Origin of the sequence: Microlunatus flavus, assembly GCF_900110855.1 — a bacterium.
Classification (GTDB): domain Bacteria; phylum Actinomycetota; class Actinomycetes; order Propionibacteriales; family Propionibacteriaceae; genus Microlunatus; species Microlunatus flavus.
The window spans coordinates 172,373-185,124 of the sequence record NZ_FOFA01000010.1 but is presented as its reverse complement, the minus strand read 5'-3'; the positions used below and the strand labels follow the sequence as shown (position 1 = coordinate 185,124).

General features: G+C 69.1%; 10 protein-coding genes and 1 tRNA gene. 6 read left to right on the top strand and 5 right to left on the bottom strand.

Features of this window, described 5'->3' with window-relative positions; translation table 11 throughout:
- Positions 1 to 709: 709 nt before the first annotated feature.
- The 3 genes from BMY04_RS19825 to manA all read right to left on the bottom strand — a co-directional run bounded on the left by BMY04_RS19825 (position 710) and on the right by manA (position 3,556).
- Positions 710 to 2,134 (bottom strand): AAA family ATPase, encoded by a 1,425-nt coding sequence (locus tag BMY04_RS19825; RefSeq protein WP_139210013.1) that lies wholly within the window; start codon positions 2,132 to 2,134, stop codon positions 710 to 712.
- Positions 2,135 to 2,247: 113 nt separating this feature from the next.
- Positions 2,248 to 2,323 (bottom strand) — tRNA-Thr (locus tag BMY04_RS19820).
- 45 nt (positions 2,324 to 2,368) lie between these two features.
- A complete protein-coding gene (gene manA / locus BMY04_RS19815; RefSeq protein WP_198410295.1) occupies positions 2,369 to 3,556 on the bottom strand; it encodes a mannose-6-phosphate isomerase, class I in 1,188 nt (395 codons plus the stop codon).
- Positions 3,557 to 3,660: 104 nt separating this feature from the next.
- Here manA and BMY04_RS19810 point away from each other — a divergent pair, with 104 nt between their 5' ends.
- The 6 genes from BMY04_RS19810 to BMY04_RS19785 all read left to right on the top strand — a co-directional run bounded on the left by BMY04_RS19810 (position 3,661) and on the right by BMY04_RS19785 (position 11,605).
- The gene (locus BMY04_RS19810) at positions 3,661 to 3,960 is read left to right on the top strand and encodes a DUF3263 domain-containing protein (protein WP_091185634.1); all 300 of its coding nucleotides are present in this window, start codon (positions 3,661 to 3,663) and stop codon (positions 3,958 to 3,960) included.
- A 147-nt stretch (positions 3,961 to 4,107) separates the two neighbouring features.
- Positions 4,108 to 4,695, top strand: coding sequence for a TetR/AcrR family transcriptional regulator (locus BMY04_RS19805; RefSeq protein ID WP_091185630.1), 588 nt, complete (start codon positions 4,108 to 4,110; stop codon positions 4,693 to 4,695).
- Entirely contained in the window at positions 4,692 to 5,861 is a 1,170-nt protein-coding gene (locus BMY04_RS19800; protein WP_170854234.1) for an SGNH/GDSL hydrolase family protein, read from the top strand. The genes BMY04_RS19805 and BMY04_RS19800 overlap by 4 nt, the downstream gene beginning before the upstream one ends.
- Positions 5,862 to 6,023: 162 nt before the next feature.
- Positions 6,024 to 6,437: a YciI family protein gene (locus BMY04_RS19795; protein WP_091185627.1), complete on the top strand. Its 414-nt coding sequence runs from the start codon at positions 6,024 to 6,026 to the stop codon at positions 6,435 to 6,437.
- The gene (locus BMY04_RS19790) at positions 6,434 to 7,627 is read left to right on the top strand and encodes an RNA polymerase sigma factor (protein ID WP_232506529.1); all 1,194 of its coding nucleotides are present in this window, start codon (positions 6,434 to 6,436) and stop codon (positions 7,625 to 7,627) included. Before BMY04_RS19795 ends, BMY04_RS19790 begins: the two co-directional genes overlap by 4 nt.
- A 114-nt stretch (positions 7,628 to 7,741) precedes the next feature.
- On the top strand, positions 7,742 to 11,605 hold the full coding sequence (locus tag BMY04_RS19785) for an ExeM/NucH family extracellular endonuclease (RefSeq protein ID WP_091185620.1): 3,864 nt from the start codon (positions 7,742 to 7,744) through the stop codon (positions 11,603 to 11,605).
- 117 nt (positions 11,606 to 11,722) lie between these two features.
- Here BMY04_RS19785 and BMY04_RS19780 read toward each other — a convergent pair whose 3' ends face one another.
- Both BMY04_RS19780 and BMY04_RS19775 read right to left on the bottom strand, forming a co-directional pair.
- Entirely contained in the window at positions 11,723 to 12,145 is a 423-nt protein-coding gene (locus BMY04_RS19780) for a hypothetical protein (protein WP_091185616.1), read from the bottom strand.
- 27 nt (positions 12,146 to 12,172) lie between these two features.
- Positions 12,173 to 12,691, bottom strand: coding sequence for a hypothetical protein (locus tag BMY04_RS19775; protein ID WP_198410294.1), 519 nt, complete (start codon positions 12,689 to 12,691; stop codon positions 12,173 to 12,175).
- Positions 12,692 to 12,752 lie beyond the last annotated feature (61 nt).

The window sequence follows — 12,752 nt, the reverse complement described above, 5'->3', positions numbered from 1 at the left end:
CTGGTTCACCCAGGAAAGATTGTCGAGCTTACTTGCTATCGCGCTGATACAACTTGCCGCAGTCCTCCTCTCCGGCGTTGCGGCTCGGAGAGGAGCGCCGTTGGCTCCCCGTGGACTCCCGGCTCGGAGATCGATCGCAGACAGATTTCCAGCTCTTCTTCCGACGTTTCAAGAAAGATTCATAAAGATTGGCACCGGAAGTCGTACACCTGGTCGCACCCGGCCATCAGCCAACGTTCCCAGTCGGCGTCAAGAATTGGGTTAGCCCAGTGTATCCGGCCCACATCCCCGTTCCCACCTTCGTGCAGCAACTTGAGGTAACGCTTCTGCCGATGATCCCGCGATATCACAGGCCAGGAATAGGTTATAGCAGCTTCCGTGAGGTGCATGTCCTTCTCGAGAGCCTCCTTGATGCCCTCATCCCTGACTTTCGCTACATCTCGTCGGACGCTTCCGACTCGCTTATCGGGCTTGTGATTAACGCGCCCTCGAGTCTCCATCACTACGAGCCATCGAGTCATGATTTTACTAGCGTGACGCCGCCATTCGGCTAGTAATACCGGAGTCATGGCAATTCCGACGGGACAGTCCCGTTTCTCCAGCACACGCGCTACGTTGCGGCATGCTGCCGCCGTTGAGTTGGTAGCGGGCTCCGTCGCACTCTTGGCTATGTTCGCGTCAACGAGGATGTGGTTCTTGAACTGCGGCTTCATTGGGCTTGGCTCACAGCTTCAAGATAAGCCCAGTCGGCATCTTGAGATATTTCGTCGAAGTCAACGGGCCAATCTCCGAATCTTCCCTCTCTGTCCAAGTCGGCCTTGCTGACTACCGTAACCCCGGTCTCGGGGTCGCGGTCGAACCAATTGAGTGATACGTCTCTAGGTCGCGCTACCTTGCGTGCGACGAGGGTCTGAATGCCACGGACCAGAAGTGAGCTATGTGTCTCAATGATCATCGTGACACCCCGCTTTGTTGCACTGACAAGGCATTCGGCAAGCGCCAATTGAGCGCGTGGATGTAGGTGAATCTCGGGTTGCTCGATGTAAACGAGTTGCCCGGGCTCGGCGGCATGTAGCGCTACAAGTACTGGCAAAGTTTGGCTGACGCCAAATCCGACGTCGGCAACGCTCACTAAATCCCAAGCGCCGCCCTGCCTCGCGTGCGAGAGCCGACCGACTAGAAGCTCGAGTGAAGCATCATTCACCCGGCGAGTCGCCACCTTCCAGGTCAGGCCTAGTAGATTGAGGTCGCTCGTGAGGCCAGCTAGTGCCTTGGCGGCTGGCTCCTTGTCTTTCGGCGACGGATTCAACCAACTATGAATTATGCTTGCAACATACGTTTCAAACGTTCCCGGATAGGTTTCGCCAACCGCAGACCTCGAGTAGGCTCGTTCTGGATTTCCACGTAGGCCGGGAACGTGGATTATCCCCTGTAGCAGGTTGATCCATTCATCGCTCGAACTTGAGTCGTCGTCGATGCCGACCGAGATCGATATAGACGTGACGCCGCCGTGGGAATCTGCGTCGCGCACGAGGCTGATGCCCGGATCTAGAAAGAATCTGTTCCGTGAGGTCACTAGGTCCCAATGTTGGCCTCCTCCGGCCAAGGTCTTCGAGAAGCTCTTTCTCACCTCCTCGAGCTTGTCGCCAAATAGTCCCCTAACCTTCTTCATCTCTGCGGCTGTGGGAGTAGCACTCAACGATAGTTCGCTATCGTTCAAAATCCGAGTATCTTTGGCTACGACAAAGCCCTCTGAACCGGGTTCGAACTGAAGTACCCGAGTCGTGTTCTCCCTCCCGAAGATCACTTTGAAGTTGGAGACGGTGTCGGCCTTTGCGGCGCCCCTCGAAAGCAGCTGGCTCTGGTCCGTGAATTTTACGTTCGGACCGTAGAGAAGGATGGCTCCAGGATCGAAACTTGCCTCGAGCGTTTGTTTCAGCATCAGGAACGGCTGCATGAAGCTAGACTTTCCGGAACTATTGGCACCGGCGATCACGGTCAGTGGGGCGATATCGATTGCCACCTCTTCGCGGACCGCCTTGAACCCGGATACGCCGAGGCGAAAGTGCTTCTGCGGGCCTGACTTGCGATTTCGACGTCGGGTCGTGCCGCTTCCGACCACCACTTGACTCATGGTTGAAACCTACTCGAAGATGCCAGAGTTCCGGCTTCGTAGGGGTACCCGGGTCGTGGCGCCCGGGCGTCTAGCACCGGTCTGCACAGATGCGTGATGGAGCTGTTCGCGCTTGGAGCTGACGGTCGGACTCGAACCGACAACCGCCTGTTTACAAGACAGGTGCGCTACCAATTGCGCCACGCCAGCAGGGTGAGGACAGGGTACCGAAGGGCGGGCTGACCAGGCGCGGCGTCAGAGGCCTGGACCGGCGAGAAAGGCCGTGCCGTCGCCCGACGCGGTCGCCGAGGTGCCTGCGTCGAGGAACGCCGCCTGGCCGCGCTCGACGGTGATGTCGGGGTCGTCCGACGAGAGCGTTACCGAGCCGTCGGTCACCACAAGGGCGCGACCAGACTCGGTCGCCGGCACCTCGACGGACGAACCTGACGGAGACAGGCGCCAGAGGGCGAACTCGGTCGCCGGGGTGGGGTAGCGGTCGACCCCGGGGGAGACGGGCTCGGGCTCGATGCGGTCGTCGGCGATGGGGCAGAAGTCGAGGATCGAGACGAGCTCTTCGACGTCGACGTGCTTGCTGGTGAGGCCGCCGCGCAGGACGTTGTCGGAGTTGGCCATGATCTCGATGCCGGCGCCGTGCAGGTAGGCGTGCAGGTTGCCCGCGTCGAGGAACATCGCCTCCCCGGGCTGCAGCTTCACCCGGTTCATCAGTAAGGCGGCCAGGACGCCCGGGTTCGCGGGGTAGTGGTCGGACAGGATCCGGACGGTGTCCGCCAGCAGGGCGACCTCGGCGTCGGGCGAGTCGCCGAGCGCATCGGCGGCCGAGCGGAGCTCGGACACGTACGACTCCGGGTCCTCGAGGCGCATGACCTTCGAGAAGACCTGCTCGATACGTTCCGGCTCGGGCACCGAGTCGTCGGCGAGCGGTGCGAGCAGCTCGGCGGTCCGCGGTGCGCCGAGCTGGGAGACGAGGGCGTACGTGCGCGCAGGGGCCCGGAAGCCGCAGAGCGCCTCAGACTCGATCAGGGCGCAGAGCAGCTCGGGCTTGGGCCAGTCGTCCTTGTAGAGCCGGTCCTTCGCGTCGCGGGCGACCCCGGCCTTCTCCTCGCGCGCGTAACCCTCCTCGGCCTGCTGGCGCGACGGGTGTGCCTGCAGCGACAGCGGCTCGTCGGCGGCGAGAACCTTGAGCAGGTAGGACAGCCGCGGCCCGAACTCCTCGACCGACTTCGCGCCCAGCACGCCCTTCGGGTCGGCGGCGATCACCTCGTCGATCGAGCGGCCGTCGAGGGTCGCCGGCGCGCTCGGGTGCGCCCCCAGCCAGAGCTCGGCCTGCGGCTCGTCGGTCGGCTCGGTCCCGAGCAGCACGGGAAGGAAGGTCTTGGAGCCCCAGGCGTACGGCTGCACCACGCCCTTCATGCGCAGGATCACGGGCACGAGCCTAGGGACGCGACCGTGCCGACGTGCGCCCGGCAGCACCTCGGATGCGGCGAGGCGAATGACACGACTGTCATTCGCTGCGTACGCTTCGACCCATGGCGATCCCCGACCACCAGGCGCAGTCGACGGCGCAGGCACCCGGGCTCAGCGAGCGCGACGCGGAGATCCTCGCGTTCGAGCGGCAGTGGTGGAAGTTCGCCGGCGCCAAGGAGCAGGCCGTCCGCGAGAAGTTCCAGATGTCGGCCACCCGCTACTACCAGGTGCTCAACGCCCTCATCGACAAGCCCGAGGCCCTCGCCGTCGACCCGCTGCTGGTCAAGCGGCTGCGTCGCCTGCGCGAGACGCGGCAGCGGGCGCGCTCCGCGAAGCGGCTCGGGTTCGACCTGAACCGCTGAGGTTCTTCTTCTCGTCTCTCCTGAGGAACGCTGACCTCTTCGAGGCCCTTCGACAAGCTCAGGGAGCGTTCCTACACCCTTCGACACGCTCAGGGAGCGTTCCTCCTACGACTTGTAGGCGCAAACTACAGGTGTTAGTTTCGAGGGGTGCCTCGAGCGAGCCTGTCCACCAGCGCAGTCGTCGCCGCCGGGGCGGAGCTGGCTGACGAGGTCGGGTTCGAGGTCGTCACGCTCTCGGCTGTCGCGCGGCGACTTGGGGTGCAGACGGCGAGCCTCTACAACCACGTGCGCGACCGGGCCGAGCTGCTCGCGGGGCTGCACGAGCTGGCCCTCGGGGAGCTGGCCGACCGGATCGCCGACGCCGTCGCCGGCAAGGCCGGGCGCGACGCGCTGATCGGGCTGGCCGAGGCCCAGCGAACCTTCGCCCGCGAGCACCCGGGACGTTGGGCCGCGCTGCAGCAGCCTGCGTCACCGACGACGGCCGTCTCGAACGGTGCCGTGCGCGTCGCCACGCTGACGATGGCCGTCCTGCGCGGCTACGACGTGCCCGAGGTCGAGCTCGTGCACGCGACGCGCTTCCTGGGCGCGACGGTCAACGGCTTCCTCGCGCTCGAGCGCTCGGGCGGGTTCGCGCACCGCGAGCCCGGCACCGAGGCCTCCTGGCAGCGCACCCTCACCGCGCTGGACGCCGTCGTCCGCGCCTGGCCGACCACCCTCGATGGAGCACCCGCATGATCACCACGCCGATCACCACCCCGATCAGCACCGCGTACGTCCACGGCGTCGCCGAGCTCGAACCCACCGGCCGCGGCGTCCGGCTGCACCGGCTGCCGGCGTGGGTGCGCGAGCAGTTCCCGGACGGGCAGCTGCTGGCCATGGAAACGCAGCCGGCCGGCGCGCGCCTGGTGGTGCGGACGAGCGCGACGACGCTGGAGCTCGTGTCGCACCTGACGAGGGTGGCGTACCGGGGTGCCGATCGGGCGCGCGGCTGCTTCGACGTCTACGTGGACGGCGGCTTCGTCGCGCGGGACGTGCTCGACGGCGGCGACGCGGTCGTGGTCGACCTGCAGACCGGCGCGACGGCGTACGAGCGGGGTCCGTCGCACACGACCGCCCTCAGCGGGCTGCCCGAGGGCGACAAGATCGTCGAGGTCTGGCTCCCGCACAACGAGGGGCTCGAGCTGGTCGCCCTACGGACCGACGCCCCGACGGAGCCGGTGGTGTCGACCAGGCCGCGCTGGCTGCACCACGGCAGCTCGATCAGCCACGGTTCCAACGCGGCGGCGCCGAGCGAGACCTGGCCCGCCGTCGCGGCGCGGCGTGCGGGCGTCGAGCTGGTCAACCTCGGGCTGGGGGGCAGCGCACTGATCGACCCGTTCCTCGCGCGGGTCATCCGAGACACGACGGCCGACGTCATCAGCGTCAAGCTCGGCATCAACGTCGTGAACCTCGACTCCATGCGGCTGCGGGCGTTCGTGCCGGCGGTGCACGGCTTCCTCGACACGATCCGCGACGGGCACCCGGACACCCCGCTGCTGCTGGTGTCGCCGATCTTCTGCGGCATCCACGAGGCGACGCCGGGACCAGGCGCGGTGGACCCGGCGACGCTGGGGACGGATCAGGTGAAGTTCATCGCCACGGGCGACCCCGCCGAGGTCGCGGCGGGCAAGCTCACGCTCGAGGTGATCCGGCGCGAGCTGGCGTCGCTGGTCGAGCGGCGGTCGGCGGACCCGCACCTGCACTACCTGGACGGGTTCGAGCTGTACGGGCCGGCGGACGCGGAGGCGCTGCCGCTGCCCGACGGGCTGCACCCGGGGCCGGAGGCGCACGTGCGGATGGGGGAGCGGTTCGCCCGGCTCGCGTTCGGGGAGGGTGGGGTGTTCGCCGAGGTTGTCGGCTGAGGGCTGCGGTTCGGCAAGAACGCTGACCTCTTCGAGGCCCTTCGACGAGCTCAGCGAGCCTTCTCCAAAACCGCATCCCCTACCGTGTCGAGGACGCTGAACCGGCTCCGTCTCCTCGGCGAAGGGCCGCGAGAGGCGTGGCCAGCACGAAGGAGCGACGAGATGCCCAAGTACCTGCTGCTCAAGCACTACCGCGGCGGCCCCGAGCTGCCGACGCCCGTGCCGCCGATGCCGGAGTGGGACCCGGCCGACATCGAGGCGCACATGGCGTTCCTCGAGCACGTGAACGTCATGCTCAAGGAGCGCGGCGAGTGGCTCGACGCCCAGGGCCTGTCGATGGACCAGGAGTGGATCCGCTACGGCGGCCCGGGCGCGGCGCCGGTGCGCAGCGACGGGCCGCACCCGGAGACGGGTGACCTCGTCGCCGGCTGGTACGCGATCGACGTCGACTCGTACGACCGCGCGGTCGAGATCGCCGCGTACGTCTCCTCCGAGCCCGGACCCGGCGGCAAGCCCCTCTACGAGTGGATCCAGATCCGCCAGATCATGGAGGCCCCTCCCTCCTACGCCGAGTGAGTGAGGTGATGGACGAGGGCCTGCTGCGGGCCCTCGTCCCCCAGGTGATCACGGCGCTGCTGCGGCGCGGGGCGGACTTCGCGAGTGCGGAGGACGCGGTGCAGGAGGCTCTCGTCGACGCGCTGCGGACCTGGCCGACGGGCCCGCCGCGCGACCCGCGGGCGTGGCTCACCAGGGCGGCGGTGCACCGGCTGACCGACGCCGTCCGCAGCGAGGCCGCCCGGCGTCGTCGGGAGGAGCGGGTCGACGAGGAGCCGGAACCCGGCCCGACCGAGCAGGCCGACGACACCCTGCTGCTCCTCTTCCTCTGCGCGAGCCCGCAGCTGTCGCCGACGTCGGCGGTGGCGCTGACGCTGCGGGCCGTCGCGGGCCTGACGACGCGGGAGATCGCCGACGCGTTCCTCGTGCCGGAGGCGACGATGGCGCAGCGGATCAGCCGGGCCAAGGCGACGCTGCGCGACCGCTCGCTCGACGCCCCGGCCGACGTCGCCGTGGTGCTGCACGTCCTGCACCTCGCCTACACGACCGGGCACCAGGGCGACGAGCGCCACGACCTCGCGCGGGAGGCGATCCGCCTGACCCGCCAGCTGGTGCTGGCGAGCCCGGAACCGGAGGTCCGCGGCCTGCTCGCGCTGATGCTGCTGCACCACGCCCGGCACCGCGCGCGCGTCGTCGGCGGCCGGCTCGTCCCGCTCGACGAGCAGGACCGCGCGCTGTGGGACCACGACGAGATCGCGGAGGGCGTCCGGATCCTGCAGGGAGCGCTGGGGGAGCAGCGGCGGGGACGGTTCCAGGTCGAGGCGGCCATCGCGGCGCTGCACGACGACGCGACGACCGCGGCGGAGACGGACTGGTCGCAGATCCTGTCCTGGTACGACGAGCTGCTGGCCCAGAGCCCTGACCCGGTGCGCGACGACCCGGCGGCGGTCCTGAGCCGGGCCGTGGCGGTCGGCCACGTCCTCGGGGCGTCGGCGGGGCTGCTCGAGGTCGAGCGGGTGGCCCCCGAGCTCAAGGGCCGCTACCGGGTGGACGCCACCCGGGCCTACCTGCTGCGGCTGGCCGGCGATCTGCCGGAGGCCGCCGAGGCGTACGCGCGGGCGGCCGAGCGCTGCACGAGCACGCTCGAGCGCGACCACCTGGTCCGTCAGGCCGCGCTCGCCCGGGCGGCGGCCCGTGTGAACGACGTGTGACGTTTCAGAGGCTCCACCCGCAGGGGGGTTGAGTTTTGTCAGTGCCCCGGGAGACAGTTCTCGCGCCCGCCGACCCTCATCCCGGTCGGCGTCCCCACGAGCGAGGAGACCCCGTTGCCCGTCCCCAGCCCCCATCGCTGGAGCAGTCCCTGGAGGCGGCGCCTGAGCCGCTCGAGCGCCAGCGCCGTCGCCGTCGGAGCCCTGGCGGGCGGTCTGCTGGTCGCCGTGCCGAGCACCGCGTCGGCCGCCACCCCGCTACCGATCGCCATGATCCAGGGCACCGGCCGCTTCTCCGCCTATGTCGGCAAGGACGTCACGACGACCCCGTCGGTCGTGACCGCGGCCTACCCGACCGGCGGTCTGAGCGGGTTCGTGATCCAGACGCCGGGCACCGGCGGCAAGGACCGCAGCCTCAAGAAGGCCTCCGACGCCGTGTTCGTCTACACGGGCAAGGCGGGCGTCGACGTGAAGGTCGGCGACCTGGTCACCGTCAGCGGAACGGTCGCGGAGTTCCCGAGCAGCGACGACCCCGAGGCCGACAGCCTGACCGAGATCGCCGGCAAGGTCACCGTGACCAGGTCGGACGCGTCGTACAAGAAGGTCAAGCCGGTCAGCGGCGTCTCCTGGGCATCGACGTACGACCGCCGCGAGAACCTCGAGTCGATGCTCTTCTCCAGCACGGAGAAGTGGACGGTCAACGACACCTACAACCTGGGCACGTACGGCGAGCTCGGGCTCGCCACCGGCGGCCGCCTGGTGCAGCCGACCGACAAGGCGCGCCTGGGCAGCAAGGCCGAGCGCAAGCAGGCCGAGCGCAACGCCGAGCGCCGGGTCGTGCTCGACGACGGGCTGACGACCAAGTTCGACTCGACAGCCAACCGCGGCACCCCGCCCTACATCACGCGGAGCAAGGACGTCCGCGTCGGCGACACCGCCAAGCTCACCGAGCCGGTGGTCGTCGACTTCCGCAACGACGCCTGGACCTTCACCCCGACCCGCCCGACGGCCGCCGGCGACGAGGTCGCGAAGCTGTCGCGCAAGAGCGTCGAGAAGGTTCCGTCGGTCAAGGGCGACGTCTCGGTCGCCTCGTTCAACGTCCTGAACTACTTCACGACGCTGGGCACGGCGAGCAAGACCTGCAAGTCCAACCCGGTCAGCAGCGACGGCACGCCGAACACGGTCGCCAGCGGCTGCGACCAGCGCGGCGCCTGGGACGCCGCCGACCTCGGCCGGCAGCAGGACAAGATCGTCGACGCGATCAACAGCCTCGACGCCTCCGTCACCGGCCTGATGGAGATCGAGAACTCGGCCAAGCTCGGCGAGCCCGCCGACGAGGCGACCAAGACGCTCGTCGCCGCGCTCAACAAGGCGGCCGGGCGGGCCAAGTGGGCCTACGTCCCCTCCTCCGACCAGCTGCAGCCGGTCGCCGACCAGGACGTGATCACCAACGCGCTGATCTTCCAGCCCGCGAAGGTGACCTGGGGTGGCAAGGCGTACGCCGACGGCAAGGACGCGACCGAAGCCGGTCCGTTCGGCAACGCCCGGACGCCGATCGCGGCGAAGTTCACGCCGATGGGCGGCGGGGCGCCGATGCTCGTCGTCGTCAACCACTTCAAGTCGAAGGGCTCCGCGCCCGACGACCCCGCCGACCCGAACGCGGACCTGGGCCAGGGCGCCTGGAACGCTGCCCGCGTCGCGCAGGCGAAGGCGCTGCTGGCGTGGCTGCCGGGCGTGCAGACCGACGCGCGCACCGACGCCGTCGCGATGCTCGGCGACTTCAACTCCTACACGCACGAGGACCCGCTCGAGACGCTCTACGCGGCCGGCTGGACGAACGCCGCCAAGCAGAAGGACTACTCCTACAACTTCGACGGCCTCTCGGGCTCGCTCGACCACGTGCTGCTCAACCCGGCCGCCGACGAGCGGATGACGGGCAGCGGCGTGTGGAACATCAACAGCATCGAGCCGGTGCTGCGGGAGTACAGCCGCTACAAGTCGACCGCGGTCGACTACTTCACCGACGGCAACCCGTACCGCGCCAGCGACCACGACCCGGTGAAGGTCGGGCTGAAGAAGGGCAAGGCCGGCGAGACCACGCTGACGATGCTCAACTTCAACGACTTCCACGGGCGCATCCAGCCGCGCGGCTCGCGGGACACGGGCACCACGCAGTTCTTCGGCACCGTCGAGCAGCAACGGGCCGTCGGGGGCGAGGGCAACACCGTCCTGCTGTCGGCGGGCGACAGCATCGGGGCCTCGCTCTTCGCCTCGTCGGTGCAGCAGGACCAGCCGACGATCGACGTGCTGAACGCCGCCGACGTCGACGCCTCGGCCGTGGGCAACCACGAGTTCGACCGCGGCTTCGCCGACCTGGACGGCCGCGTGCGGGACGCCGCCGACTGGACCTACCTCGGCGCGAACGTCTACAAGAAGGGCACGACCACGCCCGCCCTGCCGACGTACGCGATCGTCGACCGCGGCGGGCTCAAGGTCGGCGTCGTCGGCGCCGTCACCCAGGAGACCTCCACGCTGGTCTCGCCGGCGGGGATCAAGGACGTCGAGTTCGGCGACCCGGTCACCGCGGTCAACCGCGTGGCCAAGCAGCTGACGGACGGCAAGAAGTCCAACGGCGAGGCCGACGTGGTCGTCGCGGAGTACCACGAGGGTGCGCCCAAGACCCAGCTCGACCCCACCACGGGCGCCCAGGTCGTGAGCCTGGACGACCAGCTCAAGGCGAGCCCGGTCTTCGCCCACCTCGTCAACGACACCTCGTCGAAGGTCGCGGCGATCTTCACCGCGCACACCCACCAGGCGTACGCCTACTCCGCACCGGTCCCCGGTGTCGCGGGTGCGACGCGGCCGGTCACCCAGAGCGGCTCGTACGCGGCGTTCCTCACCCGGGTGACGCTGACGGTCGACACCAAGACGAAGAAGGTGCTCGCCCACACGGAGCAGAACCTCGCACCGACCAAGGTCTCCGACGACGACCTCGTCGCGGCCTATCCCCGGGTGCGTCGGATCGCCGGCATCGTCGACGCCGCGCTGGACCGGGCCGACGAGCTCGGCTCGGTCAAGATCGGCGAGACGACGCACGAGCTGACGCGGGCGTTCAGCGGCGGCGGGGAGGACCGCGGCCAGGAGTCGACGCTCGGCGACCTCGTCGCGGAGATGTACCGCTCGTCGACGTCGTCGCCGGAGCGGGGCAGCGCGCAGATCGGCGTGCAGAACCCGGGCGGGATCCGAACGGATCTCGACGAGGGCGCCATCACCTTCGGCGAGGCGGCGTCGGTCCTGCCCTTCGCGAACTCGCTGTTCACCGTCGACCTGACGGGGGCGCAGTTCAAGACGCTGCTCGAGCAGCAGTGGCAGACCACGACGGACGGCAGCGCGCCGAGCCGGGACTACCTGCAGCTGGGCCTGTCGAAGAATGTGACCTACACCTACGACGCCTCGCTCGCGCAGGGCTCACGGATCACGTCGATCACGGTCGACGGCAAGCCGATCGACCCCACGGTGACGTACCGCGTGGCGACGAACAGCTTCCTGGCGGCGGGCGGGGACAACTTCCGCGTCTTCTCCGAGGGGGCGAACAGCAAGGACACCGGCCTGTCGGACCTCGACTCGTGGACCGACTACATCAAGGCCGAGACGCCGGTCAGCCCCTCCTTCGCCAAGCAGGCCGTGCAGGTCAAGGGCCTGCCCACCGTGCTGGGGACCGGGACGGACGCCAGCGTCGACGTGTCGTCGCTGGACTTCCGCAGCCGCCCGACCGAGGGCGGCGACTTCGCCGGCGCGGACGAGAACCCGACGTCGATCACGGCTTCGCTGAACGGCGCCGAGATCGGGTCGAGCCCGGTCGAGGACGGGTCCTCGACCATCACGCTCGTGGTGCCGCGCGACGCGACGCCGGGAGCGGGGACGCTGGTCCTGACCACGGACACCGGCACGAAGGTCACCATCCCGGTGACCGTGGGCTGACGCCCTCCAGCTGACCCCGGACGGCCCGGCCTGCCTCGTGCAGGCCGGGTCGTTCCGCGTCGGGGGAGGTGCGCCTTGCGGGTGGCGCCTGGTGGGCGGCGGGGTGAGAGGGAGCGGTCAGACGACGCTGACGAAGCCGAGGAAGGTCACGAGCACGCCGATCGAGGCCAGGATGGCGGGCCAGTAGCGCACCGGAACGAAGAACAGCGACGACCGCGGCTGCACCCAGATCGGCTGGCCCGTCTCGGGGTGGACCAGCGGGACCTGCCGGTAGGTCTGCCCGCCCACCGGCTGGGGCAGCTGCTGCATCACGAACTGCTGACGCGGCTTGTCCAGGTGCGGTGTCAGCACGAAGCGGTCGAGCAGGTAGGTGTAGACCGCGCCGATGATCAGGCCCAGGCCGGCGAACAGCCCCTGGGCCGGGCTGCCGGCGAGCCCGGGCACGAGCGCGCCGACGATCGCGCCCAGCAGGAAGCCGGAGCCGGCACCGAGACCGGCCATCAGGACGACGAGGATTCCCCAGCGGGACCAGATGATCACGGTCGAGAACCGTAGCCTCGCGATGGGTCAGGCGAGCCGGTCCTGGAGACCTCTCAGCAGCTTCACGGCCGCTGCGCGCAGGGCGGGGACGACCGGTCGGCGCGGTCGTTCCTCGTAGCCCCCGGCCTCGAGCCCGGCACCGAGCTCGAAGACGTTGCCCGAGGCCCGGTCGCCCGTCCGCAGCACCGACCAGCCCATGGCCAGCGCGTACAACGGCAGGTAGGGCAGGCCGAGGCAGCGGGCGTACTGGCGGGCGTGCCGCTCCTCGTGGACGAGCAGGTCGGGCGTGAGGACCAGCAGCGCGTCGAACCGGTGCGCGGTGATGATCACGTCGCCCACGGTGAAGGCGCTGGCCACCGGGAAGCCGAAGCGGTAGCCCTCGGCGAGCACCAGGCCGTACGGGCCCGGGCGCCGGCGGGCGCGTCCGACGCGGGCGACGAGCAGCCCGAGCGGGGTGGAGAGGTTCGCCAGGTTGGCCCGGCGCCGCCGTCGTTCCGCGGGTGTGGGCGGGACCGGGGTCCACGCCGTCGGGCTGACCTGGGGCACGGGACGAGCGTAGAGCAGGCTCGTTGTCTCACCTGCTGGTCAGCGGGCTCAGCATCCGGAC